18 protein-coding genes and 1 pseudogene are annotated in these 26,139 nt (G+C 71.3%); 13 read left to right on the forward strand and 6 right to left on the reverse strand.

The features are described from left to right. Nucleotides 1-145: 145 nt before the first annotated feature. Genes ACTWQR_RS23580 through ACTWQR_RS23590 form a run of 3 tightly spaced genes read left to right on the forward strand, consistent with a single transcriptional unit; the run spans nt 146 to nt 2,792 of the window. Nucleotides 146-1,111 carry a hypothetical protein gene (locus ACTWQR_RS23580; RefSeq protein ID WP_443229123.1) on the forward strand — a complete coding sequence of 322 codons (966 nt, stop codon included), beginning with the start codon at nt 146-148 and terminating at the stop codon, nt 1,109-1,111. Nucleotides 1,112-1,159: 48 nt separating this feature from the next. Then, nucleotides 1,160-1,903 (forward strand): hypothetical protein, encoded by a 744-nt coding sequence (locus tag ACTWQR_RS23585; protein ID WP_443229124.1) that lies wholly within the window; start codon nt 1,160-1,162, stop codon nt 1,901-1,903. Continuing rightward, on the forward strand, nt 1,875-2,792 hold the full coding sequence (locus ACTWQR_RS23590; RefSeq protein ID WP_443229125.1) for an inositol monophosphatase family protein: 918 nt from the start codon (nt 1,875-1,877) through the stop codon (nt 2,790-2,792). Before ACTWQR_RS23585 ends, ACTWQR_RS23590 begins: the two co-directional genes overlap by 29 nt. Before the next feature lie 26 nt (nt 2,793-2,818). On the opposite strand, the gene ACTWQR_RS23595 is transcribed toward ACTWQR_RS23590, so the two are convergent. Together ACTWQR_RS23595 and ACTWQR_RS23600 are read right to left on the reverse strand one after the other, a co-directional pair. Further along, nucleotides 2,819-3,286, reverse strand: a complete 468-nt coding sequence (locus ACTWQR_RS23595) for an ArsB/NhaD family transporter (protein WP_443229126.1) — start codon at nt 3,284-3,286, stop codon at nt 2,819-2,821. Continuing rightward, nucleotides 3,217-4,173: an SLC13 family permease gene (locus ACTWQR_RS23600; protein ID WP_443229127.1), complete on the reverse strand. Its 957-nt coding sequence runs from the start codon at nt 4,171-4,173 to the stop codon at nt 3,217-3,219. Before ACTWQR_RS23600 ends, ACTWQR_RS23595 begins: the two co-directional genes overlap by 70 nt. 137 nt (nt 4,174-4,310) lie before the next feature. Here ACTWQR_RS23600 and ACTWQR_RS23605 point away from each other — a divergent pair, with 137 nt between their 5' ends. Next, a complete protein-coding gene (locus ACTWQR_RS23605) occupies nt 4,311-10,232 on the forward strand; it encodes a TIR domain-containing protein (protein WP_443229128.1) in 5,922 nt (1,973 codons plus the stop codon). A gap of 131 nt (nt 10,233-10,363) precedes the next feature. On the opposite strand, the gene ACTWQR_RS23610 is transcribed toward ACTWQR_RS23605, so the two are convergent. Further along, the gene (locus ACTWQR_RS23610; RefSeq protein ID WP_443229129.1) at nt 10,364-11,521 is read right to left on the reverse strand and encodes a serine hydrolase domain-containing protein; all 1,158 of its coding nucleotides are present in this window, start codon (nt 11,519-11,521) and stop codon (nt 10,364-10,366) included. 336 nt (nt 11,522-11,857) lie between these two features. On the opposite strand from ACTWQR_RS23610, the gene ACTWQR_RS23615 reads away from it, so the two are divergent. Next, the gene (locus ACTWQR_RS23615; RefSeq protein ID WP_443229130.1) at nt 11,858-13,138 is read left to right on the forward strand and encodes an alginate lyase family protein; all 1,281 of its coding nucleotides are present in this window, start codon (nt 11,858-11,860) and stop codon (nt 13,136-13,138) included. A 23-nt stretch (nt 13,139-13,161) separates the two neighbouring features. After that, nucleotides 13,162-14,817, forward strand: coding sequence for an RNA polymerase sigma factor (locus ACTWQR_RS23620; protein WP_443229205.1), 1,656 nt, complete (start codon nt 13,162-13,164; stop codon nt 14,815-14,817). Between the two features lie 158 nt (nt 14,818-14,975). Here the strand turns inward: ACTWQR_RS23620 and ACTWQR_RS23625 are convergent, their stop codons facing one another. After that, nucleotides 14,976-15,665: a glycerophosphodiester phosphodiesterase gene (locus ACTWQR_RS23625; RefSeq protein WP_443229131.1), complete on the reverse strand. Its 690-nt coding sequence runs from the start codon at nt 15,663-15,665 to the stop codon at nt 14,976-14,978. Between the two features lie 32 nt (nt 15,666-15,697). Further along, nucleotides 15,698-16,818, reverse strand: a pseudogene (locus ACTWQR_RS23630) (adenosine deaminase). A 66-nt stretch (nt 16,819-16,884) separates the two neighbouring features. On the opposite strand from ACTWQR_RS23630, the gene ACTWQR_RS23635 reads away from it, so the two are divergent. Next, nucleotides 16,885-17,910 (forward strand): hypothetical protein, encoded by a 1,026-nt coding sequence (locus tag ACTWQR_RS23635; protein ID WP_443229212.1) that lies wholly within the window; start codon nt 16,885-16,887, stop codon nt 17,908-17,910. A 150-nt stretch (nt 17,911-18,060) separates the two neighbouring features. On the opposite strand, the gene ACTWQR_RS23640 is transcribed toward ACTWQR_RS23635, so the two are convergent. Beyond that, the gene (locus ACTWQR_RS23640; RefSeq protein ID WP_443229132.1) at nt 18,061-18,660 is read right to left on the reverse strand and encodes an NADAR family protein; all 600 of its coding nucleotides are present in this window, start codon (nt 18,658-18,660) and stop codon (nt 18,061-18,063) included. Nucleotides 18,661-18,881: 221 nt separating this feature from the next. Here ACTWQR_RS23640 and ACTWQR_RS23645 point away from each other — a divergent pair, with 221 nt between their 5' ends. From ACTWQR_RS23645 to ACTWQR_RS23670, 6 genes are all read left to right on the forward strand, one after another. Beyond that, nucleotides 18,882-20,432 carry a gamma-aminobutyraldehyde dehydrogenase gene (locus tag ACTWQR_RS23645; RefSeq protein ID WP_443229133.1) on the forward strand — a complete coding sequence of 517 codons (1,551 nt, stop codon included), beginning with the start codon at nt 18,882-18,884 and terminating at the stop codon, nt 20,430-20,432. 64 nt (nt 20,433-20,496) lie between these two features. Further along, a complete protein-coding gene (locus ACTWQR_RS23650) occupies nt 20,497-21,741 on the forward strand; it encodes a polyamine ABC transporter substrate-binding protein (RefSeq protein ID WP_443229134.1) in 1,245 nt (414 codons plus the stop codon). After that, nucleotides 21,738-22,898: an ABC transporter ATP-binding protein gene (locus tag ACTWQR_RS23655; RefSeq protein WP_443229135.1), complete on the forward strand. Its 1,161-nt coding sequence runs from the start codon at nt 21,738-21,740 to the stop codon at nt 22,896-22,898. The genes ACTWQR_RS23650 and ACTWQR_RS23655 overlap by 4 nt, the downstream gene beginning before the upstream one ends. After that, complete coding sequence (locus tag ACTWQR_RS23660; protein WP_443229136.1) at nt 22,898-23,827, forward strand: ABC transporter permease; 930 nt, start codon at nt 22,898-22,900, stop codon at nt 23,825-23,827. The genes ACTWQR_RS23655 and ACTWQR_RS23660 overlap by 1 nt, the downstream gene beginning before the upstream one ends. Next, a complete protein-coding gene (locus ACTWQR_RS23665) occupies nt 23,828-24,628 on the forward strand; it encodes an ABC transporter permease (RefSeq protein ID WP_443229137.1) in 801 nt (266 codons plus the stop codon). Continuing rightward, entirely contained in the window at nt 24,625-26,028 is a 1,404-nt protein-coding gene (locus ACTWQR_RS23670) for an NAD(P)/FAD-dependent oxidoreductase (RefSeq protein ID WP_443229138.1), read from the forward strand. The genes ACTWQR_RS23665 and ACTWQR_RS23670 overlap by 4 nt, the downstream gene beginning before the upstream one ends. The last annotated feature ends 111 nt before the right edge of the window (nt 26,029-26,139 follow it).

The following is a 26,139-nucleotide window of genomic DNA, read 5'->3' on the forward strand; positions in this document are numbered from 1 at the left end:
CCCACCGCCCCCACCGCCCCTACCGTCCCCCAAGCTCTCGGCTCCTCCCTCACCGGGCACCCGGCGTTGAGGCCGGTCGACGCACCGTAGCTGCCGGGGTGCGGTTCCTCCTACCATGGAGGTCGCCGTCGGGGGAGGGTGGGACGTGACGCGCAGCAGACCGCAGCCGTCCGGGCGCCGGCTCGAGGACCGGATCGCATGGGCCGTCAGGAACGCGGACGGTGTCGTCGCCATCGGTGTGGCCCTGGTCATCGGCGTGCTGGACGTGCTGGACAAGAATTTCGACAACAACATCGTCTCCGGCGCCACCCTGCTCGTCCTGGCCGCGCTGGTCTACGGATCGCTGACCGAGCGCCGACGGCGGCTGGTCGACATCCGCGCCGCGACCGACGGGACGAGCCGGGCGATCGATGACCTGGCCATGGTGCGCACGCTGTCCGGCGCGGAGGTGGGCATGGCGCACGAGCAGGCCCGCCGAAACACCGCCCGCTGGGTGTTCAAGGGAGGCACCGGCACATACCTGCGCGCCGTGACCCTGCCGGAGTGTGTGCTGGAGGCACAGCGGCAGCGCCGCTCCCTCAGCATGAAGATCGACATCGTCAACCCGGCCGACGACCGGGTGTGCGCCGCCTACGCGCGGTTCCGGCGCACCTTCGGCCACCGGCAGGACGGCGGAACGTTCGCGGAGTGGACCACCGAGCGCACCCGCAAGGAGTCGTACGCCACCGTGCTCGCCGCCGGCTGGCACCGGCAGCGACTCGACACCCTGGAGATCGACGTCCATCTGTCCTCGGTGGCACCGACGCTGCGCTTCGACCTGTCCGATTCCTGCCTGATCATCACCCAGGACGACCCGCGCCGGGTGAGCCTGTACGTGGAGCGGGGCCGGCCGCTGTACGACTACTACGTCACCGAGTTGCACCAGAGCCGGGAGCAGGCCGTCAAGCTGGATCTGCGGGAGGCCACACAGCTGAGCGACGAGCCGACCGTGGACGAGGTCAGACGTCTGCTCGACCGGCTCGGGCTGCCGCTGCCGACGAGTTTCACCGACCGGGATGTCGGCGACATCATCGACAGGGCGCTGCGGGCCGAGGACCCGTACCGCAGGTGAGCGACGCATTTCGGGGAGATGGGGAGACTCGGGGGAAGGGGGGCCACGATGGACTACCCGGCCCTGGAACGGGCCGCCCGGCGGGAGGCCGCCGCCGAGCTGATGCGACACGCCGCATCGGAACTGGAACAGGTCATTTCGGGCCGCCGCGCCCTGCGCGCGGTGCGCCATCCACTGGGGTTCATCTGCCTGCCGATCCTGCGCGACGGCACACGGGGCGTCTGCGTCCATGTCTTCGGGGTTTCAGGGGTTTCGGGGGCTTCAGGGGTTTCAGGGGTTTCAGGGGTCCTAGAGGTCCGCGGGCCCTCCGAGCGGCCCGGGACGCCGGAGCCCGCGCCGACGGTCTCCCAAGTGCACTCGCACAGCTGGGACTTGACCAGCACGGTGCTGTACGGGCGGGTGGGCAATCGGCGCATGGGGGTCTACGAGGAGACCGAGAAACCCACCCACCGGGTGTTCGAGGTGCACAGCGATCCGTCGGGGGTGGACGAACTGCGGCCGACGGAGCGGCTGGTGAGCTGCCTGTCCGGCGCCGAACAGACGAGCGTACGAGGCCAGACCTACGCTCTCCCCGCGGGTGAATTCCACACCACCGTGGTGCCTGACGGCCGCCCGACTGCCACGCTGGTGCTGGGGCGAACGCTGCCCGGCCGGGCGGACCTCTCACTGGGCCCGTTACGGGCCCCGGGCCACCGGATGGTCCGCAGGATGTGCGACGCGACTCAGACCGCTTCGATCGCTCAGGCCGCAGTCAGGAGGATTCATGACCCCGAACCCGAGCCACCCGCCTGATCGGTCGGCCGGTTTCGCCTCCGAGTGCCGTACGGCGGTGGCCGCCGCCGAGGAGGCCGGGGCCTTGCTGCGGTCCCGGTTTCCGGACGGCTTCGCCGCCCGGCCGAAGGGCGAACTCGGCGATGTCGTCACCGACCTGGACCTGATGTCCGAACGCCTCGTGGTGGACCGGATCAGGGAGCGCTTCCCGCACGACCGGATCCTCGCCGAGGAGTCCGGGGAACTCGGCGGCGACGGCAGCGGCCGCACCTGGCTGGTGGATCCGCTCGACGGCAGCAACAACGTGGTGATCGGGCTGCCCGCCTACGTGGTGGGCATCGCCCTGTGCGTCGACGAGGCGCCGGTGGTCGGCGTGGTGCACGACCCGGTGACCGAACGCACCTGGTCGGCGTTGCACGGCGGCGGCACGCACGGGCCGTACGGAAGGCTCGCCGGGGTCGCCGACGGCCGTCCGCTTCCGTCGGCCGGACCGCTGCTGGCCTGGACACAGGGGCACGCGGTACGCCGCGACGACCCCGCGGCCCGGGCGCTGAGGCACACCCTGGAAATCCGGTCCAGGAGGCTGCTCCAACTGTGGGCGCCGCTGCTGACCTGGGCCATGCTTGCCCGGGGGGACATCGACGGTTTCGTGGGCTACCGCGCGGAGGCGATCGATCTGCCGGCCGGGGCGCTGCTGGCCCGCGAGGCGGGGGTGGCCGTCCGGCACCTGGACGGCCGTGAGTTCGGCGGCGGCTTCACCGGGCCGGACACCGAGCGCTCCTTCGTCGCGGGGCGGCCGGAGGTGCTGCCGTATCTGCTGGACCTGGTGGCGATGACCCCCGCCGGACAGGCTCGGCCGGGGCGTCCGGAGCGGGCTCCCTCCTACGCGCCGCGCCGCTCCCTCCCGTAACCGCGAACCGCGGCGGCCGGGGACGGCTACCGGGTCAGCGCGAGCGCCGCCACCGACGCCGCCACCGCGGCGGCGGCCAGCACCGCGCCCGTCCCCATCAGCCGCGCGACCGGCACCCGCACCCCGTACGCATGGCACCGCTCGTACCACAGCAGCGTCGCCAACGAGGCCCAAGGCGTCACGACCGGCCCCACATTGGTGCCTATGAGCAGCGCGAGCAGCTGGTCGTGGTTGCCCGCCGGGACGGCCGCCTCCCCGGCCAGGTAGACGGGAAGGTTGTTCAGTACGTTCGACAGCCCGCCGCCGACCGCCGCCGCCCGGAACAGACCCCAGGTGCCGCCGTCATGGCCGATCGCGGCGGCCAGCGCGTCGTGCAGCCCGTTGGCGTTGACCGCCTCCACCACCAGGAACATCCCGGGCACCATCACCAGCAGCCGCCAGGGGACCAGCGACACCCGCAGCGCCGACCGGCGGCGCACCGCGAAAGCCGCCACGGCGACGCCACCCACAGCTCCACGTCGGCAACCAGGATCGCGAGCAGGAAGCCGCCGCAGGCGAGCCCGCAGGCCCGGAAGAGCACCAGGTCGGCGGGCCGGTGCACCTCGGGCGGCAGATAGCGGTCGGACCCCGCTCGCGTATCCCCCGCTGGCACGTCCTCCGCCCGTACGTCCCCCGCGCGCGCCGCGCCGGGCCCGGCGGCCGGGGCGTCCGTGCGGCGCGGCCCGGTCACGCCCTGGGCGCCGGGCTTCGGGCCGGCGTCCTCGGCCTCGGCCGGTCCGATGTCCTGCCCGGCGGTCCGCCGGCCGCTCCCGCGCCTTCCGAGCCGCCAGTAGAACAGCCACAGGCAGACCATGGTCACCGCGATGGCCGCCAGCTGCGGTGCCCACATCCGGGCGGCCAGCCCCGGCGGGGACAGCGCGACCCGGTCCGCGGCCAGCAGGTTCGTCAGATTGGAGACCGGCAGCAGCAGACTCGCCGTGTTGGCCAGCCACACCGTCGTCATCGCCAGCGGCACCGCCGCGATGCCGACCCGGGAGGCGAGCGCCAGCATCACCGGCGTCAGCAGCACGGCGGTGGTGTCCAGGTTCAGGGAGATCGTGGTGACGGAGGCGAAGGCCACGCAGAGCAGGAAAAGGGCCGGGTAGCTGCCCCGCCCGGCCCGTGCGACGCGTGCCGCCACCACGTCGAACACCTCGGCCCTGCTGGTCAGTTCGGCCAGCACGATCACCGTGCCCAGGAACGCCAGCAGTGGGGCGATGCGGGTCATCGCGTCGGCAGCCGACCCCGTGGGCAGCAACCCCGATGCCACGCACAGCAGCCCGGTCGCCAGCAGGCCGATCGCCACCCGGTCCAGCACATGCAGACGCAATAAGACACGCACGGATGGAAGGGTCGCACATCTGTGCCCCGCTGTGACCGGCGTCTGCTTTCGGACGCTTTCCCCAACGGGGGCTTCCAGCCAGGACTTTGACCGCGGAAACGGCCCATATCGGCGTTCTCTCATTGCATCATGAATATATGGCGGCTCGTCAGATCACATCGGGGGACACCGGGCCATTGGACTTCTTCGTCAGTTACTCACCGGCCGACGAACGCTGGGCGTCATGGATCGCCTGGACCCTGGAGGAAGCCGGGTACCGCACGGTCCTCCAGGCATGGGACTTCGTGCCGGGCACCAACTTCGTGGACTTCATGGACCGCGGAGTCAGTGAGTCCGCCGCCGTGATCGCCGTACTGTCCCGCAACTACGAGCGCTCCCGGTACGGCCGGATGGAGTGGCAGGCCGCGTTGCGCGCCGACCCCGACGCCCCGGAGCGCAGGCTGCTCACCGTGCGCGTCGAGGACATCCCGGTGGAGGGCCTGCTGGCCACCATCACCTACGTCGACCTGGTCCCGGTCACCGATCCGTCGGCCGCCCGCGAACTGCTCCTCACCCGGGTCCGCCAGGCCGTCGACGGCCGCGCCCGGCCCAGCCTGAGTCCCGGCTATCCGGGCGGGAACAGCCATCCGGTCCGACCGGGCCCGGCGGTGCCGTCCGATCCGCCGCCGCCCGGCAGGCCGCTGGGTCGCCCCGGCTGGGCCGGACGGCGGCGGCCCGCGGCGCCGCCGGTGTACCCGCGGGTCTCCTCGGACGGCCGGGTGCGTGAGGCGGTCACCGTGCTCCAGCTGGCCGGGCCCGCCTTCGGCCGCGGGCAGGACCCCGCCGAGTTACAGGCCGCGATCTGGGGCGACCTGGTGGAACTCACCGACGCCGGGGCCCCCGCCCCCGACCTGCTGGTGGTCACCGGCGACCTGACCGCCTCCGGCAGCCCCCGCGAGTTCGAACAGGCGCTGGCCTTCCTCACCGGTCTGCGGGCGCTGCTCGGCCTCGAACCGCACAGGGTCGCCCTCGTCCCCGGCGGCCAGGACGTCAACCAGGCCGCCTGCCGGGCCTACTTCAGCACCTGCGAGGCCGACGAGATGCCGCCCCGGCCGCCGTACTGGCCCAAGTGGCGGCACTTCGCCCGGCTCTTCCAGGAGCTCTACCAGGGCCTCGACGCGGTCTTCGACAGCGACCAGGCGTGGACCCTCTTCCCCGTGCCCGAACTGCACACCGTCGTCGCGGGCCTGAACTCCTCGATGGCCTACAGCCACCGCCTCGACGACCAGTACGGCATGGTCGGCCCCGAGCAGGCCGCCTGGTTCGCCCAGGCGCTGCGCCCGTACGAGGAGGAGGGGTGGCTGCGAATCGGCCTGATGCGCCACCCGGTCGGCGCCGCCCGGAATCCCGGCGCCCGCCGCGCCGGCGTGCTCGGCGGAGCCGCTCCGGATGCCGCCGGACCGCTGCGCGACACCGATGTGCTCGCCCGGCTGACCGCGCCCCGGCTGCACCTGCTGCTGCACGGCCCCACCGACCCCGGTGCGGACCCCGTCCTGGCCACCGCGTCCGGTGAGGTGCAGGTGCTCGGCGCCGCCGAGCCCGGTCGCCACCAGCTGCTCCGCGTCAGCCGCGACGGCCTGACCGGCTGGCGGGGCCAGGGCGAGCCGCAGCGGCGCCGGGTCGAGTGGCGGCGGGCCCATCGCGTCTTCGGCCCCGACCCGGACGATCCGGCGGCGGGCGGCGGACCGGGGAGCACCACGACGGACCCCGCGGCCCCGGCCGACCCCGACGGCGGTGCCACGGCGGAGCCGGAGCCGCGCGCGGTGCAGTCCCCGGCCGAGATACTGCTCGACCGGGTAGCCGAGGTCTGCCGGACCCGCCACGAGGGCGCCCAGATCCGCCCGGTGGCAGGACCGGTGCCCCAACTGCTGGTCACCTGGACCCAGTCGGGCTTCGTCCGGCAGCAGCGGGTGGCCGTGCACACCGGCACCCCGACCGCCGAGGACATCGAGGGTTTCGTGGCCCTCGTGCACGCCGCGGAGTCCGAGACCGAGGCCGAACTCGTCCACGACGGCCCGCCGCCTGCCCGTGACCTGCGTGACCTGGCCCGCCGCCGGGGCGTTCGGGTACGCAGCTTCACCGAGTTCCAGGGCCTGCTCGACCTGCGCGGATACGTCGGTGCGCAGAGCGAGCGGCTGCGCACCGACCCCCGCTACCCGCCGGACATGTACCTGCCGCAGCGCTACCGGGAGGTGGAACGCCTCGGCGCCGAGGACCGCGACGGCCTGGTCGACGACATGCTCCGGCTGCTCGACTCCGACCAGGGCCGGTTCCTGCTGCTGCTCGGCGACTTCGGGCACGGCAAGACCTTCGCGCTGCGTGAGCTGGCCCGCCGTATCCCGGCCGAACTGCCGCACCTGGTCCCGCTGTTGGTGGAACTGCACGCGCTGGACCGGGCCTACTCCTTCGAGGGCCTCGTCGCGGCCCACCTCGCCGCCCGCGGCGTCGACAACATCGACCTCCGCGCCTTCCGGTACATGCTGCAGCAGGGCCGGATCGTGCTGCTCTTCGACGGCTTCGACGAACTGGTCAACCAGGTCAGCTACGACCGCGCCGCCGAACGCCTCCAAGTGCTCCTTGACTCCGCCGTGGACAGCTCCAAGATCGTGGTCAGCAGCCGCACCCAGCACTTCCGCTCCCAGGGCCAGGTGCTCACCGCGCTCGGCGAACGCGTCGGCATGCTCCCGCAGCGCCGGGTGCTGGCGGTCCAGGAGTTCACCCCCGATCAGATCCGTGCCTACCTGGTCAACCGCTACGACGGCGACGAGCGCGCCGCCGACCGCCGGGTGCGTCTCCTCGACGCCATCCCCGAGTTGCTCGCCCTGTGCCGCAACCCCCGACTGCTCGGCTTCGTCGCCGACCTCGACGACGACCAACTGCGCGCGGTCGCCGGGGCCGGCCGCGCGCTCAGCCCCGCCGGGCTGTACCAGGAGGTGCTCACCGCCTGGCTGCGCTTCGAGGAACGGCGCGGCACCGGCAGCCCCGGCAGGGTGCCCGGGCTCAGCCTGGACCAGCTGTGGCACGCGGTCACCGCGCTCGCCCTGCGGCTGTGGGAGAGCGGCCAGGACTCGCTGCGGCTCGACGAGCTCACCGACGTCGCCGAGACCCTGACCGGGCTCGCGGACAGCCGGTTGTCGGTGCCGCAGGCCGCGCATGCCGTCGGCTCCGGCAGCCTGCTGGTGCGCAACGAGGACGGCGTGTTCCGGTTCATCCACGGCTCGGTGGTGGAGTGGCTGATCGCCAGGGAGTGCGCCCTGCGGCTGGCCGCCGGTGACACCACGCTGCTCCTGCGACGTCAACTGAGCCGGCTCGCCGTGGAGTTCCTGTGCGACCTCGCCGACCACCGGGTCTGCCAGGAGTGGGCCGAGCGGGCGCTGAGCGGTACCACCGGGGACGCCCCGGAGCCGACCCTGAGGGGCGAGGAGGTCGCCCACGCCAACGCCGTGAAGATCCTGGCCCGGCTCCGGGTGCCCGCCCACACCGACCTCCGCGGCGCCGCCCTCGCCGGGGAGGACCTGTCGTACCGCGACTTCTCCGGCGTCGACCTCACCCGCGCCGACCTCACCGACGCCCGGCTGGTCGGTGCCAACCTCTCCGGCGCCGTGCTCCGCCACGCCCGGCTGACCGGTGCCCGGCTCGACGGCGCCGACCTGACCGGCGCCGACCTGCGGGGCGCCGACCTGCGGCGGGCCCGGCTGATCCGTACCGATCTGACCGGCGCCCAGGTGGCGGGCGGCCGGTGGCGGCGGGCGGCGCTGGTCTCGGCGACCACCGGGCCCGCGCTGCCGGGCACCCCGGAGCTGGCCACCGCCGCGATCGCTCCCGGGATGGCCGTCGACTCCGGCTTCCGGCCCTCCGCGGTCGGTGTGCCGTACGGCTTCGACATGCGCACCAGCCGGCTGCCCGAGCCCATCTCGTACAGCCCGGACGGCGAACTCCTCGCCGTGGGCAGCGAGGACGGCGGTGTGCTGGTCTGCGACGCCGTCACCGGCACCCCGCTGCGCACCCTGGACGGCCACACGGGCCGGGTCTACGCGGTCAAGTTCCGCGCCCGAGTGCTGGCCACCGGCAGCGCCGACGGCACCGTACGGCTGTGGGACCCGGTCTCCGGCCGCTGCCGACACCGGCTGTGGATTCACCCGCACGGAGTCTGGCCGGTCGTCCTCGACGCCGCCGGCTCCCTGTTGGCCACCGGCGACGCCGACGGCGTGGTCACCCTGTGGGACACGGCCTCGGGCACCCCCCTGCACCGGTTGCCCGGCCATGCAGCCCCCGTCTACTCGGTGGCCTTCGGGCCGGACGGCGCCACCCTGGTCACCGGGGACGCCTCCGCCGCCGTACGGCTGTGGGACATCGACACCGGGCGGCCGCTCGGTGAACTGCCTGGCCACCAAGGCGCGGTGTTCCGGACCCGGTTCAGTCCGGACGGGTCCCTGCTGGCCACCGGTGACATGGGCGACGGGCGGGCCGGCACGGTCCGGCTGTGGGACCTCGCCGACCGGAGGGTGCAGCACGAGTTCGCCGGTCACTCGGGCCGCGTCTACACCCTGGACTTCCACCCCGGTGGCAGGTTTCTGGCGAGCGGCGACACCGAGGGAGAGGTCCGGCTGTGGGACCTGGCCGCCGGCGGCCGGGCCGGACTGCTCGGCGGCTGCCGCGGCGCCGTGTACCAGGTGCTGTTCGACCACGACGGGAGGCTGCTCGCCGCCGGGGACAGCGCCGGTGTGGTCCGGCTGTGGCGGATCGACCCGGACGCCGACCAGGTCCCCGGCAGCCCGCCCGCCGCGGTGCCGCTGAGTCGGCAGCCCTCGGAGCACCGCGGCTCGGTCTGGGCGTGCAAGTTCCGGCCGCACGGCGACGCGCCCGCACCGGAGACCGGCTCACTGCTGGTGACCGGAGGCAACGACGGAGTGGTACGGATCTGGGATCCGGCCACCGGACAGGGCCGACGCATCCTGCGCGGCCACGGACGGCGCATCGCCACCCTGTCCTTCAGCGCCGACGGCTCGATGCTGGCCGCCGGCGGCAACGACGGTGTCGTCCGCCTGTGGCATTCCGCCTCCGGGCGGCGGCTGCGGGAGCTGACCGGCCAGAGCGACCGCCTCGTCTCGTCGGTGTTCAGCCCCGGCGGCACCCTGCTGGCCACCGCGAGCAGCGACGGCGACATGTACCTGTGGAACGCCGCCACCGGCGAGTACCAGCGCGAGATGGACGTCGAGACGGACCACGTCTGGGCCGAGGCGTTCAGCCCCGACGGCGAACTGCTGGCCACCGCCAACGACGACGACACGGTACGGCTGTGGTACCGGGCCACCGGCGCGCACGTCGCCACCATCACCGACCACTTCGGCCGGGTCCGCTCGATCGCCTTCCGGTCCGACGGCGCGGTCCTGGCCACCGGCTGCGACGACCGGAAGGTGCGGCTGTGGGACATGGCCGACCGGCGGATCACGGCCGTACTCGACGGGCACACCGACCGGGTGTACACCGTGGTGTTCGCGCCCGACGGCTCCTGGCTGGCCAGCGCGTCGTGGGACGGCCAGGCGGTGGTCTGGCGGGACGGTGCGGTCGTGCACCGGCTGACCGGCCACGTCGGCAAGCTGTGGACGGCCGCGGCGCATCCGCTGCGCCCCCTGCTCGCGACCGCGGGCGACGACCGGACGGTACGCCTGTGGGACCCGCACACCGGCCGCGAGACCGCCGCCCTGACCGGCCACACCGGCCGCGTGCTGGCGGTCGCCTTCAGCCCCGACGGTTCGCTGCTGGCCAGCGGCGGCGAGGACGGCACGGTTCGGCTGTGGAGCGTCCCCGCCGACGCCCCGGCCACGCTGCGCGCCACCCTCGTCGGGATGCCGGACGGCTGGGCCGCGCTGTCGCCGTCCGGCGGCTACAAGTACGAAGGCGATGTCACGGGCGAGTTCTGGCACGCGGTCGGCATGTGCCGCTTCGAACCCGGCGAGCTCGACGGCAACCTGCCGGGCGTGCGGCACGTACCCCTGGACGACGCGCTGGGGAACTGAGCGCTCCGCTGGAAGTGCCGCGATGCGTTGTCGATCGTCTGCGGCGTCATCGTGGCTGGTCGCGCCCACGCGGCGGAGCCGCATATGTCACGGCCCCGCGCCCCTTCGGGGCGCTGCGCAACCGGCTGCCCTCAGATTCCGAACGCCGCCCGTACGATCCGCTCGCCCACCGGATTCATCCCCTCGGCCTTCGCGTCGGTCGCGTTGACCGAGTACACGAGGGTGCGTGACAGATCACGGGTGGCCGCGATCAACGTGCCGTAGCCGGGCCGGGCGCCGGACTTGACCCAGAGCACCGTGCCGCCGCCCGCGTCGTACCGCTGGAGTCCGGCGCTCATGGTCGCGCCCTTCACCTTCGGCAGTGTGAACATCTCCTTCTCCAGCAGGGGCCGCGGCACCAACTTCCCCCGGAACAGCGCGAAGAGGAGGCGCTCCAGGTCCGCCGTCGTGGAGATCATGTCGCCCGCGGCCCACCGGTCCGACATGTTCCACTCGGTGGCGTCCACCAGCCTGCCGTCCGCGAGCTTCTGGTAGCCGCGGTTGTGAGGGCCGTGGATGCGCGGGTCGGGGCCACCGGGGAAGGACGTGTGACGCATCCCGGCCGGCCGCAGGACGCGTAACTCCGCCTGGTGCTCGTACGAGTCGCCCGTGACCTTCTCGATGAGCAGGCCGAGGACGGTGTAGTCGATGTTGCTGTACTGCTGTCGCTCGCCCGGGCGGAACGCGGGTCCCTTGGCGACGGACGCGGCAACGACCTCCTCCGGGGTCAGCGTCTCGAACCGTCGCTCGTACCCCTCCCCGTCCACGTTCCCCAGCGAGGCGCCCGGCTGCAGCCCGCTGGTGAAGGTCAGCAACTGCCGTACGGTGATGGGCTTCTTGAACTTGGCCGACAGGAGCCCGGGCAGATATGTCTGCACGTGCCCGTCCAGGTCGATCCTGCCCTCGGCGGCGAGGCTGAGCACGGCGGCCGCGGTGACCACCTTGGTCGTGGAACCGGCCCGGAACCGCCCGTGCTCCAGGGCCTTGCGGCCGCTGACCAGATCGTGCACACCGGCACTGCCCCGCCAGTTGCCCTTCGTGCCGCCGACTCGTACGAGCGCGGCCGTCGCGTCCTTGTCCGGGAGGCCGGCGAGCGCGGCGCGCAGGGCCTTGCGGTTCGGACCGTCGGCTTCCCGCACGACTGCCGTGGCGGAGGGGGAGGGGGAGGCGAGGGCGGTTCCGGCCAAGGGCCCGGCCGCCAGGCCGAGGACCACGAGGGCGGCGCAGGCGGTACGGATTCGGGCGTGCATCAGCTGACTCCTAGGGGTGGGCGATGACCTTCATCCTGTGGTCGTACGCCGCCGCCGCGGATCGTCGCCGAGGAGGGCGCCGACCCTGATCGCGACCCCGACCAACTGACGTGCCCAGCAAGGGTGTTGTCGGGGGTTCTCCCTAGGGCAACTCGGTGCCGGACGCCACGGAGCGCGAGACTCGAAAGTTTCAGGCCGCGCAAAAACTGTTATCGCGGAGGGTCTTCTTCCGTCTCCTGTGCACATGAGGCACACAGAGCGCACACGCCGCTTCACGGGGCTTGCGCACGCCACGTGTCCTCACGCCCCTGTCCCCCGTTCGCACAGGAGTCACTCGTGGCAGAGCACAACAAACACCGCTTCAGCCGCCGCGGCGTCATCCAGATCGCCGGGGGCGTCGCCGCCTCCGGAGCGGTCGGCGCCCTCGCGGTCTCGTTGAACGGTGGTGACTCGGCCGACGCCGCGCAGACCGGTGCGTCCGCGCCGCCCAGCACCTCCAGCACCGCCAGCCCCAAGCCGCTCTTCGCGCACCCCGGGATGCTGCACAACGCCGGCGACCTGAACCGCTCCAAGGTGCGCGTCGCCGCGAAGAAGGAGCCCTGGCTGGCGGGCTGGCGGCGACTGACAGCCAACCGGCACTCCGCGAGCACCTGGAAGCCCAACCCGCAGGCCACGATCATCCGCGGCGGCGAGGGCCAGAACTACGCCATCCTCTTCAACGACATCCACGCCGCGTACCAGAACGCCCTGCGCTGGAAGATCGCGGGCACGAAGGAGCACGCCGAGACGGCCGTCGCGATCCTCAACGCCTGGTCGGCCAAGCTCACCACGCTCACCGGCAACTCCGACCGGTTCCTGGCGTCGGGCATCTACGGCTACCAGTTCGCGAACGCCGCCGAACTCGTGCGCGACTACCCGGGCTTCGATCTGGCCCGCTTCAAGAAGATGCTGCTCAACATCTTCCACCCGCTCAGCGACGACTTCCTGAAGCACCACAACGGCGCCGTCATCACCAACTACTGGGCGAACTGGGACCTCTGCAACATCGCCTCGATCATGGCGATCGGCATCCTGTGCGACGACAAGGCCAAGTTCGACCGCGCCGTGACGTACTTCAAGAAGGGCGCGGGCAACGGCTCGATCAAGAACGCCGCCCCCTTCGTGTACGAGGACCAGGGCCTGGCCCAGTGGCAGGAATCCGGCCGCGACCAGGGTCACACCGTGATGGGCATGGGCCTGCTGGGTTCGATCTGCGAGATGGCGTGGAACCAGGGCGTCGACCTCTACGGCTACGACGACAACCGTCTGATGAAGGGCGCCGAGTACGTCGCCAAGTACAACTTGGGCGGAGATGTCCCCTTCACCAAGTACACCTGGCGCACCGGGACCAAGGGCGCCTGGCGCGAGCAGGCCGTGATCTCCGACATAGGTCGTGGGCAGATTCGGCCGGTCTGGGAGCTTTTGCACAACCACTACGCGCGGCGCCGCCGGCTCACGGTCCCCCACGTCACCGCCATGGCTGAGAAAGTACGTGCCGAAGGCGGCGGTGGAGACTACGGACCCAACAGCGGCGGCTTCGACCAGCTGGGCTTCGGGACGCTTCTCTACAGCAAGTGACACCTGCGCGGGAAGGCACGTACGTGGACGGGCGGCAGTGGCGTACGACCATCGCGGCAGCGCAGGCCGGTGACCGGCGGGCGCTGGACGAGCTGGTCGCGGGCTGGCTGCCGCTGGTCTACAACATCGTCGGTCGCGCCCTGAACGGCCACGCGGACGTGGACGACGTCGTGCAGGAGACCATGCTGCGCGCCGTCGACAACCTCGGCACGCTGCGCGATCCGGACAGTTTCCGCTCCTGGCTGGTGGCCATCGCCATGCGGCAGATACGCGACCGGGCCAGGCGGCGCACGTCCGAGTCGCTGGCCGACGACGCAGCCCAGGAGGCCACCGACTTCGCCGAACTCACCGTGCTGCGGCTCCAGTTGGAGGGGCAGCGGCGTGAGGTCGCGGAGGCGGTGCGCTGGCTCGACGACGAGGACCGGCAACTGCTGTCCCTGTGGTGGCTGGAGGTGGCGGGCGAGCTCAGCCGACGCGAACTGGCATCAGCCGCCGGCATCAGCCGCCAGCACGCCGCCGTACGCGTCCAGCGGATGAAGGCCCGCCTGGAGGCCGCGCGCGGCATCGTACGGGCCCTCGACCAGTCCTGCCCCGAGCTGCGCGAGGTGACCGCCCGCTGGGACGGGCAGCCCGACTCGGTGTGGCGCAAGCGGTTGGCCCGGCACATCCGGGGCTGCCGCCACTGCGCGGAACCGAGCGAGGCGGTCGTACCGGCCGAACGGCTGCTCGTCGGGATCGCGCTCGTCCCGATCCCGGTCGGCTTCACGCTCTCGCTCGTCTTCGGCGGCAAGACGGCGGTCGCCGCGACGACGGCGGCCACGGCCGCCACGACCGCCGGCTGGTCCGCCAAGGTCGTCGCCGCGCTCACCAAGCCCGCGGTGGCCATGACGGCCGGGGCGACGATGGTCGCGGGCGGCGCGTACGTCGTCACGCAGCCGCCGGACGAGCCGCGCCCCCGGGCCGCGGCTCCCACGGCGTTGAGTACGGCCCGCCCGGCGCCGTCGCCCACGACGACTCCGTCCCCCTCACCGACGCGGAGGGCAGGCCTGTACGGCACGGTCGTCGACGCCGTCGACCGGGCCCCCGACCCGAACGCGCGTCCCGCCGAGCTGCCGCGCCGGCCCGAGTCCGGCATCACCAGCACCGGCGGCCGGCAGGCCGTGATGCAGCACCGCGGCGACAGCGTGACGCTCAGCGGCCAGGGCTACGTACTGGTGCGCTGGCAGATCTCACCGCACGACCGGCCCGGCGGTCTGGTCATGCCGACCTGGACCGGCCTGCGGGGCAAGCTCTTCCACGTCGCGTCCGGCGGCGGCCGTCGGATGGACGACGCAGGCGGCACCCGGTCCGGCTACGGCACCGGCATGGGCGGCCCGGACGTCGGCTACACAGTCCTGCCGGAAGGCACCCAGCAGATGTGGCAGAACGAGTACTTCTACGTCGACGGCACCGTCACCCTCAACGTCAACGAACGCGGCGCCTCCTACGGCCTGGGCGTCTTCCCGACGGACTGGGAAGCGGTGAACAAGGACATCACCACCGGCCCCGAACAGGGAGCCATCCGCTACGGCCTCACCCGCGACAACGGCAAGGACACGGCACCGGTGCCCCAGTACGTCACCCGCTCAAGGCCCGTCGATCCGGCGACCGTGCCACAGCGGTCCCGGGTGACGACCTGAGGGGTCGGGCGAAGTCCGGTGCGGTTCGGCAGCGCCCCGTCAGGGGCGCGGGGCTGTGACATGTGCGGCTCCGCGGCGATGGGGGTCCCCCCGTTCGAGCGAAGCCGAGAGTGGGGGCACTCCCAGCCGCAACGGACCCGCAGATGACGCACTGGGCTTCAAGCGGAGCGCCGACGCAGGGAGCACAACGTGTCGATGCGGTTCGTCGTGATCGAGTCGACCCCCGCATCCACCAGCCGTCGCATGGACCGGCCGGTGTCGGGCGTCCACACCGACAACAGACAGCCGTCACGGTGGACGCGGGCGGCGATGTTCCGGTCGACCAGGCTGAAGCGGTAGTTGAGCCAGCGGGGGCGTATGGCGTCGAGGAGGGCGGGCCGCGGGGGTGCGAGTGTCGTCCAGGTGAGGGCGATCTCCGCGGCGGGGTCGGCCGCGCGCACGGCGAGCATGGTCTCGGCGCCGGCGCAGTAGTACACGCGCCCGTCGGCCCCGAGGTCGCGGATGACCTCGACGATCCGGCGTACGGCACGAGCGTTCGCAGCACCTGGCAGATCGACCATGAAGCGGCCGTGGTCAGTCGACTTCAGGACCTCCTCCAGCGTGGGAATCCCACCGGCGGTGAGCCCGCGCACCTCGTCCGAAGAGAGCGAGAGCAGCGGCCGGTCCTGCTCCCACAGCCGCTTCAGCGTCGCGTCGTGCAGCAGCACCGGCACGTCGTCGCGGGTCAGCCGGACATCGAACTCGACGGCGTCCGCGCCCCATTGGAGCGCGGAACGCAGCGAGTCGATCGTGTTCTCACGGACGCGGTAGGGGTCGCCTCGATGGGCCACGGCTGTCACGGTGCGCATGGGCCCATTGTGCTGGCTCACGCCATACCCGTTCAGGGCGCGAGCCACGTAGAGGTGTAGGTGTCGATCTCGGCGGCCAGCTTCGTCTTGCCGGCCGGGTCGAGGAACGACACCTCGACGGCGTTCTTGGCGAGCGCGGCGAGGCCCTGTTCGTCGAGTTCGAGGAGGCGGGCGGCGACCGCGTACTCGTTGTTGAGGTCGGTGCCGAACATCGGCGGGTCGTCGGAGTTGATGGTCACGAGCACGCCCGCGCTCACCATGTCCTTGATCGGGTGCTCGTCGAGTGTGCGGACCACACGGGTGGCGATGTTGGAGGTCGGGCAGACCTCCAGGGCGATCCGGTGCTCGGCGAGGTGGGCCAGCAGCTCGGGGTCCTGGGTGGAGCTGGTGCCGTGTCCGATGCGCTCGGCCCGCAGGTCGTTCAGCGCGGCCCAGACCGTCTCGGGTCCCGTGGCCTCGCCCGCGTGCGGTACGGAGCGCAGGCCGGCCGCGATCGCCCGGTCGAAGTACGGCTTGAACTGCGTCCGCGGTACGCCGATCTCGGGCCCGCCGAGGCCGAAGGAGACCAGGCCCTCCGGGCGGATCTTGTCGGTGGTGGCCAGCCGTACCGTCTCCTCGGCGGACTCGAGTCCCGCCTCGCCGGGGATGTCGAAGCACCAGCGCAGGGCGGTCCCGAAGTCGGCCTCCGCCGCCTTGCGGGCGTCCTCGATCGCGTCCATGAACGCGGACTCGTCGATGCCGCGGCGGGTCGAGGAGAACGGGGTGATCGTCAGTTCGGCGTAGCGGATCTGCTGCCGGGCCATGTCACGGGCGACCTCGTACGTCAGGAGGCGTACGTCCTCCGGGGTGCGGATGAGGTCCACCACGGACAGGTACACCTCGATGAAGTGGGCGAAGTCCGTGAACGTGAAGTAGTCGACCAGGGCCTCGGGGTCCGTCGGCACCTTGGAGTCGGGGTGGCGGGCGGCCAGTTCGGAGACGATGCGGGGGGAGGCTGAGCCGACGTGGTGCACATGGAGTTCGGCCTTGGGCAGCCCGGCGATGAAGGCGTGCAGATCGCGTGGGGCGCTCGCGTCGCGGTGGTCGCGGTAGTCGGTCAAGGGTTCCTCCCCAGGAACGGCGCCCGGGCGGTGTCCGGCGGGGCGCGGGTGATCGGCTGATCGGTGGTTCGGGGATCATCGTAGGCCGCGGCCGGTACGGGAGAGGCGCGGGCCGTAGCATGACGGAACGTACGACAGAGGGGACTCCGGGCATGTCCGACGACGCGCAGCGACCGGGTGCGCCGGAGCACGACGAGCCGGACCCGTGGGCTCCGCCGGGCCACCGCGCCGCTCCGGGCCAGAACCCTCCGGTTCACACCGACCCGCCCGGCCCGCAGGACGCGGTCCCCGGCGCGAAGGTCCCGCTGGAAAAGCCCGCCGCGGAGGAGAATCCCTGGGCTCCGCCGACGGACGCGGTGCCGCCGGGTCCGGAGGCGGCCGGTTCGGCGGCAGCGACGCCGGGTGCGGCCTGGGCCGAGGGCCGGACGCCGGCCGCCCCTGGGCCCGAGGGCTCGGCACCGTCCGGCCCGGCTGCCGGAGGAGCTGGGCCACCCGAAGACGCCACGCCCTTCGGAGCGGGCGCCCCGGCGGACTCGTCGAACTCCGCGGGCGCCCAGCCCTGGGCCAATCCCTTCGCACCTCCGACGGCGCCGAGCACGGGTGACCCTTTCGCCCCTCCGGCTGCCTCGGCCCCGCAGAACCCCTTCGCGCCTCCCGGCGGTCCGGCCCCGCACAACCCCTTCGCGCCTCCCGGCGGTCCGGCCCCGAACGCCGCCGGCAATCCCTTCGCACCCCCGGGCGGTGGCCGTCACCCCACCCCCGGCCCCTCCGTTCCGCCACCCCCCATCTCGCCCGACGGCCCCGGCCAGGTGCCGTACGGCTACGGCTACCCGGCATATCCCTACGGAGCCGCACCGGGCGCCGGTCAGGGCCACGGCTGGCCCGGGATGCCCATGGCGCCGAGCAACGGCCTGGGTACGGCGGCACTCGTGCTCGGGATCATCGCGGCGGTCGGCTTCTGCCTCTGGCCGGTCGCCCTCGCCTGCGGAATCCTCGCGGTGGTCTTCGGAGCGATCGGCCGCGGCAAGGCCCGCCGCGGCGAGGCAACGAACCCGGGCCAGTCCCTGGCCGGAATCATCTGCGGAGCCGTGGGCATCACCCTGGCCGTCGCCTTCGTCGTGGTGTTCCTCGTGGTGCCCGCCTGACATCGGGAGCGGGTCAGGGGCGCGGGGCGGTGACATCTTGCGGCTCCGCCGCGATGGGGGTCCCCCGCTCATGGGGGAGCAGCCGAGAGTGGGCGAGCGACCAGCCCACCACAACCGCACCTCACCACCCACCAGCGAACCGAACCGGCCTCACCCGGCAGACCGCAGCCGCTCCCGCACCACCATCAAGGCGAACCCCAGCAAATTAGGCCCGAGCCACCGCTCCGGATCATGCGCCCGCTCATCGTCCGCGGCCAGCCCGATCCCCCACACACGATCCACAGGGCTGGCCTCGACAAGCACCCGCTCCCCGGTGCCCACCAGAAACGCCCCCAGCTCGGCATGCGCGGCGAACTTGTGCACGCTCCCCTCGACCACGATCCCGAACCGCTCCCGCTCCCAGGCGCCCTCGTCGAACCCCCGCACCAGCCGCCCGGCCTTCTTGGCCTCGGCGGGATGCCCCGCGGCGAGGACCCGCCGCTCGGCCGCCGTGTCCTCGAACAGCCGGGCCTTGGCCGCCATCATCCAGTGCTCCGCCGTCCGGTACTCCACTCCGTCCACCGTGAACGGCGACGGCCACCACTGGCTCAGACAGCTCGCCCCGACCTGGCCGTCCGGCAGTGGTTGGTGCCCCCAGAAGTGCAAGTACTTGACCCCGGCCTCCGCTCGCACCGCCCTGATCAGGGCTTCCCAGGACTCGATCTTCTCCGCATGCCCCGAATGCCACGAATTCCCCGTGCTCTTCCCCATGCACGAGAGTCTGGCACCCACCACTGACAGTCCGTCCGCCCTCTTCCCGGCGGACTCGACACCTGGTCAACGCCCACTCGACAGATTCCGTCGCGTAACCAAAAGGCAACAACGGAATCACTTGTTGGACGGGGTCAGCTCTGTCAGGATCGGCACTCAAATCGAGCTGGAGCTACGCCAGCCCCCGCGGGGGAACGCGGCCGGCGGCGGAGGAGAGCGACATGCACAACCCGGGCAACAGCACACGCGCCCAGGCGCGGCAGCACGCACAGGAGCATTTCGGGGCCGGCGCGCAGTACATCGCGGGCCGCCTCACCAAGGGCACCTCCGGCCACACCCACGCGGTCGTCGACCCGTCCACCGGCGAGGACGTCCACACGTACGAACTCGCCGGCACCGCCGACGTGGACGCCGCCGTCGCCGCCGCCCGCGAGGCGTTTCCGGGCTGGTCCGGCGCCACCCCGGGCGAGCGCTCCGACGCCATGCACCGCTTCGCCGCCGTGCTCGCCGACCGCGCCGAGGAGTTCGCGCTCGCGGAGTCCCTCCAGTGCGGCAAGCCGGTCAAGCTGACCCGGGAGTTCGACGTCCCGGGCACCATCGACAACACCGCCTTCTTCGCGGGAGCGGCCCGGCACCTCCAGGGCCAGTCCGCGGGCGAGTACTCCGGCGACCACACCTCGTACGTACGCCGCGAACCCATCGGTGTCGTCGGCTCCATCGCTCCCTGGAACTACCCCCTCCAGATGGCCGCCTGGAAGGTCCTCCCGGCGATCGCCGCGGGCAACACCATCGTCCTGAAGCCCGCCGAACTCACCCCGCTCACCTCGCTCCTGTTCGCCGAGGCGGCCACCCGGGCGGGCATCCCCGACGGTGTCGTCAACATCATCACGGGCGCGGGCAAGGAGGCGGGCGAGCACCTGGTCGGTCACCCCGACGTCGCCATGACCTCCTTCACCGGCTCCACCGCCGTCGGCAAGCGCGTCGCCGAGATCGCCACCTCCACCGTCAAGCGGCTGCACCTGGAGCTCGGCGGCAAGGCCCCCTTCGTCGTCTTCGACGACGCCGACCTGGCGGCCGCCGTGCACGGCGCGGTGGCGGGCGCGCTCATCAACACGGGCCAGGACTGCACGGCCGCCACGCGCGCGTACGTGCAAAGGCCCCTCTACGAAGAGTTCGTCTCGAAGACGGCCGACCTCATGGCGACCGTCCGGCTCGGCGACCCCTTCGCACCGGACACCGACCTCGGCCCGCTCATCTCTCACGCCCAGCGCGACCGCGTCGCCGGATTCGTCGACCGGGCACGCTCCTACGCGCGCGTGGTCACCGGCGGCGAGATCCCGCAGGACCTCAAGGACGGTCTCAAGGACGGCGCGTACTACCGGCCCACGCTCATCGCCGACGCCGCCCAGGACAGCGAGATCGTGCAGGCCGAGATCTTCGGGCCCGTCCTGGTCGTCCTGCCCTTCGACAGCGACGACGAAGGCATCCGGCTCGCCAACGACACCCCGTACGGCCTCGCCGCCTCCGCCTGGAGCAGGGACGTGTACCGCGCGAACCGCGCCACACGCGAGATCAAGGCGGGCTGCGTGTGGGTCAACGACCACATTCCGATCATCAGCGAGATGCCGCACGGCGGCTACCAGGCGTCCGGCTTCGGCAAGGACATGTCGGCGTACTCGTTCGAGGAGTACAGCCAGATCAAGCACGTCATGTTCGACAACACCGCGGTGGCAAGGAAGGACTGGCACCGCACGATCTTCGGGGACCGTTAGTCATCACCGGCTAGTCACCACCGGCCCGGACCAGGCCGAACCCTCCCGAAAGGGCACCACGAGCATGGAGCAGTACGAGCCCGACCGCCTGTCCCCGGCCCGACTGGCCGCCATGCGGCGCAGCTTCGCGGTCGGCAGGTCCTCCCTCACCCGCCGTTCGCTGCTGCGTGCGAGCACCGGCGGCGCGCTCGCCCTCGGCGGACTCGGGACGCTGAGCGCCTGCGGAATCCCCGCGGCGAAGAACACGGCGAGCGTCTCGTCCGAGGACCACTCGGCCAAGGAGAAGCGGATCACCTTCTCCAACTGGACCGAGTACATGGACGTCGACGACAGCGAGAAGCGCCACCCCACGCTCGACGCGTTCAGGGAGCGCACCGGCATCACGGTCAAGTACACCGAGGACATCAACGACAACGTCGAGTTCTTCGGGAAGATCAAGCCGCAGCTCGCCGCGGGCCAGGGCACCGGACGCGACCTCATCTGCGTCACCGACTGGCTGGCCGCCCGGCTCATCCGCTTCGGCTGGGTCCAGAAACTGGACCCGTCCAACCTGCCGACCGCGTACGCCAACCTCTCCCAGCAGTTCCGCACTCCGGACTGGGACCCGGGACGCGCGTACTCGTACCCCTGGACCGGCATCTCCACCGTCATCGCCTTCAACAAGAAGGCCCTGGACGGCGAGGAGGTCACCTCGGTCTCCGACATGCTCGACAACCCCAAGCTCAAGGGCCGCGTCGGCTTCCTCTCCGAGATGCGCGACAGCATCGGCATGACGCTGCTCGACATGGGCAAGGACCCGGCGAAGTTCACCGACGACGACTACGACGCGGCGATCGCCCGCCTTCAGAAGGCCGTCGACAAGGGCCAGATCCGCCGCTTCACCGGCAACGACTACACGGCCGACCTCACCAAGGGCGACCTCGCCGCCTGTATCGCCTGGGCCGGTGACGTCGTCCAGTTGAAGGCGGACAGCCCGGACGTCGACTTCGTCATCCCGGACAGCGGCTACATGACGTCGACCGACAACCTGCTGGTCCCCAACAAGGCCCGTCACAAGACCAACGCGGAACGGCTCATCGACTACTACTACGAGCCGGGGCCCGCCGCCGAGCTCGCCGCGTACATCAACTACGTGTGTCCGGTCGACGGTGTGAAGCCCGAGCTGGCGAAGATCGACGAGGATGCGGCGAACAACCCGCTGATCATTCCCGACGCCGCCATGGCCGCCAAGTCCCGCTCCTTCCGCTCACTGAGCGCGAAGGAAGAGACGGCCTATGAAGAGAAGTTCGCAAAGCTGACAGGGGCGTGACCACGATGACGAACGAGAACAGCGGCGACGTCCGCCTCTCCGGGATCGGCAAGACGTACGGCTCCTTCACGGCCGTCCACCCGCTCGACCTGACCGTCCCCCAGGGATCGTTCTTCGCCCTCCTGGGGGCATCGGGTTGCGGCAAGACCACCACCCTGCGGATGATCGCCGGCCTGGAGGAGCCCACCTCGGGCACCGTCTCGCTCGGCGAGCAGGACGTGACGAACCTGCCCCCGTACAAGCGGCCGGTGAACACCGTCTTCCAGTCGTACGCGCTCTTCCCGCACCTCGACATCTTCGAGAACGTCGCCTTCGGTCTGCGCCGGCGCGGCATCAGGTCGGTGAAGAAGCAGGTCGAGGAGATGCTCGACCTCGTCCAGCTCGGCGAGCAGGCCCGCAAGAAGCCGCACCAGCTCTCCGGCGGCCAGCAGCAGCGCGTCGCCGTGGCCCGCGCACTGATCAACCACCCCAAGGTGCTGCTCCTCGACGAGCCCCTCGGCGCCCTCGACCTCAAGCTGCGCCGCCAGATGCAGCTGGAGCTCAAGCGCATCCAGACCGAGGTCGGGATCACCTTCATCCACGTCACGCACGACCAGGAGGAGGCCATGACCATGGCCGACACGGTCGCCGTGATGAACGCTGGCCGCGTCGAGCAACTCGGCTCGCCCGCCGATCTCTACGAGAACCCGAACACCACCTTCGTCGCCAACTTCCTCGGCACCTCCAACCTCATAGAGGCCGAGGTCGACACCAAGACCGGCGACGAGATCGTCCTCAAGGCGGGCGGCGGCAAGCTCGTCCTGCCCGAGGCGCGCTGTTCGGCGCCCACGACGACCGGCGGCAAGGTCCTGGTGGGCGTCCGCCCCGAGAAGATCTCGCTCACGCACGTCGACGACGCGGGCGAGATCCCGGCGGGCCGCAACCGGATCACCGGCAAGATCGCCGACTCCAGCTTCATCGGCGTCTCCACGCAGTACGTCATCGACAGCCCGGTCTGCCCGGAGTTCGAGGTCTACGCCCAGAACATCGACCGCGACTCCCGGCTCGTGCCCGGCGCCGAGGTCGTACTCCACTGGAGCCCGGCGCACACCTTCGGCCTGGACGCAGCTCAGGACATCGACGCGGGCATCGAGACCGTCGAGGAAGAGGCGGCCTGATGACGACCGTCACCGACGCGCCACCCCTGGCGCCGACGCCCACTCCGAAAGAGCGTCCACCTCGTAAAAGAGGCCGCCTCACCCCGTACTGGCTCCTGCTTCCCGGCATCCTCTGGCTGCTCGTCTTCTTCGCCCTGCCGATGGTCTACCAGGCCTCCACGTCCGTGCAGACGGGCTCCCTGGAGGAGGGCTACGAGGTCACCTGGCACTTCGCGACCTACTGGGACGCGCTGTCGGACTACTGGCCGCAGTTCCTGCGCTCCATCGCGTACGCCGGCACCGCCACGATCCTCTGCCTGCTGCTCGGCTATCCGCTCGCGTATCTGATCGCGTTCCGCGCGGGCCGCTGGCGCAACCTGATCCTGATCCTGGTCATCGCGCCGTTCTTCACCAGCTTCCTGATCCGTACGCTCGCCTGGAAGACGATCCTCGCGGACGGCGGCCCGGTCGTCGGCGCCCTCAACTCGCTGCATCTGCTGGACGTGACCAGCTGGCTCGGCATCACGGCCGGGGACCGCGTACTGGCCACGCCACTCGCGGTGGTCTGCGGCCTCACGTACAACTTCCTGCCGTTCATGATCCTGCCGCTCTACACCTCGCTGGAGCGCATCGACGGCCGGCTGCACGAGGCGGCGAACGACCTCTACGCCAGGCCGTTCACGGTCTTCCGCAAGGTGACGTTCCCGCTGTCGATGCCGGGTGTCGTCTCCGGGACGCTCCTGACGTTCATCCCGGCGAGCGGTGACTACGTGAACGCCGATCTGCTCGGCTCCACCGACACCCGCATGGTCGGAAACGTCATCCAGACGCAGTTCCTGCGGATTCTCGACTATCCGACGGCGGCGGCCCTCTCCTTCATCCTCATGGCCGGAATCCTCGCCATCGTCACGCTCTACATCCGCAAGTCCGGGACGGAGGATCTGGTCTAAATGGCCCTCATACGCTGGCTCAAGCGCCATCTCGTCGTCATCGGGGGTCTGGGGACCCTCGGCTATCTCCTGCTGCCGAACGTCGTCGTCACAGTGTTCTCCTTCAACAATCCGAAGGGGCGCTTCAATTACGAATGGCAGCAGTTCTCCACGGACGCCTGGACCGACCCGTGCGGCGTCGCCGACCTGTGCGGCTCGCTCTCGCTCAGCCTGCAGATCGCGGCCTGGGCGACGCTGGGCGCGACCGTCCTCGGCACGCTGATCGCCTTCGCACTCGTCCGCTACCGCTTCCGGGCGCGCGGCGCCGTGAACTCGCTGATCTTCCTGCCGATGGCGATGCCCGAGGTCGTGATGGCCGCCTCGCTGCTCACCCTCTTCCTCAACATGGGCGCGCAGCTGGGCTTCTGGACGATCCTGATCGCCCACATCATGTTCTGCCTCAGCTTCGTCGTGACGGCCGTCAAGGCGCGCGTGATGTCGATGGACCCGAGGCTGGAGGAAGCCGCGCGGGATCTGTACGCGGGCCCGCTCCAGACGTTCGTCCGCGTCACCCTGCCCATCGCCGCCCCCGGAATCGCCGCGGGAGCGCTGCTCGCTTTCGCGCTCTCCTTCGACGATTTCATCATCACCAATTTCAACGCCGGCTCGACCGTCACTTTCCCCATGTTCGTGTGGGGCTCGGCCCAGCGCGGAACACCCGTTCAGATCAACGTCATCGGAACGGCCATGTTCATCGTCGCCGTACTGTTCGTGCTGGCCGGAATGGTCATCAGCAATCGCCGGAACAGGCAAAAGGCATGACCCGTTGGACAAAGTCACTCTCTGAAGCCCAGCCGGTCTCGTACTGGCTCGACGATCCAGGCAAGCCCCACCCCGAACCCGCCCTCACCACCACCGAGACCTGCGACCTGCTGGTCGTCGGCGGCGGCTACAGCGGACTGTGGACCGCGCTCCTCGCCAAGGAACGCGACCCGCTGCGTGAGGTGGTCCTGGTCGAGGGCCGCGAGGCGGGCTGGGCCGCCTCGGGCCGCAACGGCGGCTTCTGCGCCGCCTCGCTCACGCACGGCCTGGCCAACGGCCTGACCCGCTGGCCCGACGAGATCAAGAAGCTGGAGGAGCTGGGCGCCCGCAACCTCGACGAGATCGAGGCGGCCGTCGCCCGCTACTCCCTCGACTGCGACTTCGAGCGCACCGGCGAGATCGATGTCGCCACCGAGCCGTACCAGGCCACCGAACTCCGCGAGTGGTACGGGGAGTTGGAGGGCCAAGGCCTCGCCGACGACGTCGAGTACCTGGACGCCGAAGCCGTACGGGAACAAGTCGACTCACCGACATTCGTCGGCGGCCTCCACGACCGCCACGGCGTCGCGCTCCTCCACCCCGCCAAGCTCGCCTGGGGCCTCAAACGCGCCTGCCTCGACCTGGGCGTCCGCGTGTACGAGCACACGCCCGCGCTCGACCTGAAGGCGTACGGCGCCGGAATGGCCGTACGCACCCCGTACGGCAGCGTCCGCGCCCGCCGGGTCGCCCTCGCCACGAACATCTTCCCGAACCTGGTCAAGCGCGTGCGCGCGTACACCGTCCCGGTCTACGACTACGCGCTGATGACCGAGCCCCTGACCGCCGACCAGCTGGCGTCCATCGGCTGGAAGAACCGCCAGGGCCTGGGGGACTCGGCGAACCAGTTCCACTACTTCCGGCTCTCCGCCGACAACCGGATCCTGTGGGGCGGTTACGACGCGGTCTACCCGTACGGCGGCCGGGTGCGCGCCGAGTACGACGACCGGCCGGAGACGTACGCGAAGCTCGCCGGGCACTTCTTCACCTGCTTCCCGCAGCTGGAGGGCGTCCGCTTCACGCATGCGTGGGGCGGCGCCATCGACACCTGCTCGCGCTTCTCGGCCTTCTTCGGCACGGCGCACCAGGGCCGGGTCGCGTACGCGGCGGGCTATACGGGACTCGGCGTCGGGGCGACCCGTTTCGGCGCGGACGTGATGCTCGACCTGCTGTCGGGGGAGCGCACGGAACGTACGTCCCTGGAAATGGTCCGCAAGAAGCCGCTGCCCTTCCCGCCCGAGCCCTTCGCCTGGACGGGGATCGCGCTCACCAAGTGGTCCCTGGCCCGGGCCGACGCCCACGGCGGCCGGCGCAATCTGTGGCTGAAGACCATGGACCGGCTGGGACTCGGCTTCGACAGCTGACACTCGACAGCTGAGTTTCGACAGCCGAGGGCGCGTGACCGGTAGTGCGATCGGTAGTGCGATTCGTAGCCTGATCCAGGGGCGTACGCCCTGCTCGTTACTCGTCCACCG

Origin of the sequence: Streptomyces sp. 2A115 (assembly GCF_052245575.1) — a bacterium.
GTDB lineage: Bacteria > Actinomycetota > Actinomycetes > Streptomycetales > Streptomycetaceae > Streptomyces.

What these genes read in the sequence shown, in the direction of transcription:
- ACTWQR_RS23605 (WP_443229128.1), top strand. Translation starts at nt 4,311, where the DNA reads ATGGCGGCTCGTCAGATCACATCGGGGGACACCGGGCCATTGGACTTC.
- ACTWQR_RS23610 (WP_443229129.1), bottom strand. Translation starts at nt 11,521, where the DNA reads ATGCACGCCCGAATCCGTACCGCCTGCGCCGCCCTCGTGGTCCTCGGC.
- ACTWQR_RS23665 (WP_443229137.1), top strand. Translation starts at nt 23,828, where the DNA reads ATGGCCCTCATACGCTGGCTCAAGCGCCATCTCGTCGTCATCGGGGGT.
- ACTWQR_RS23590 (WP_443229125.1), top strand. Translation starts at nt 1,875, where the DNA reads ATGACCCCGAACCCGAGCCACCCGCCTGATCGGTCGGCCGGTTTCGCC.
- ACTWQR_RS23585 (WP_443229124.1), top strand. Translation starts at nt 1,160, where the DNA reads ATGGACTACCCGGCCCTGGAACGGGCCGCCCGGCGGGAGGCCGCCGCC.
- ACTWQR_RS23625 (WP_443229131.1), bottom strand. Translation starts at nt 15,665, where the DNA reads ATGCGCACCGTGACAGCCGTGGCCCATCGAGGCGACCCCTACCGCGTC.
- ACTWQR_RS23635 (WP_443229212.1), top strand. Translation starts at nt 16,885, where the DNA reads ATGACGGAACGTACGACAGAGGGGACTCCGGGCATGTCCGACGACGCG.
- ACTWQR_RS23660 (WP_443229136.1), top strand. Translation starts at nt 22,898, where the DNA reads ATGACGACCGTCACCGACGCGCCACCCCTGGCGCCGACGCCCACTCCG.
- ACTWQR_RS23640 (WP_443229132.1), bottom strand. Translation starts at nt 18,660, where the DNA reads ATGGGGAAGAGCACGGGGAATTCGTGGCATTCGGGGCATGCGGAGAAG.
- ACTWQR_RS23670 (WP_443229138.1), top strand. Translation starts at nt 24,625, where the DNA reads ATGACCCGTTGGACAAAGTCACTCTCTGAAGCCCAGCCGGTCTCGTAC.
- ACTWQR_RS23645 (WP_443229133.1), top strand. Translation starts at nt 18,882, where the DNA reads ATGCACAACCCGGGCAACAGCACACGCGCCCAGGCGCGGCAGCACGCA.
- ACTWQR_RS23650 (WP_443229134.1), top strand. Translation starts at nt 20,497, where the DNA reads ATGGAGCAGTACGAGCCCGACCGCCTGTCCCCGGCCCGACTGGCCGCC.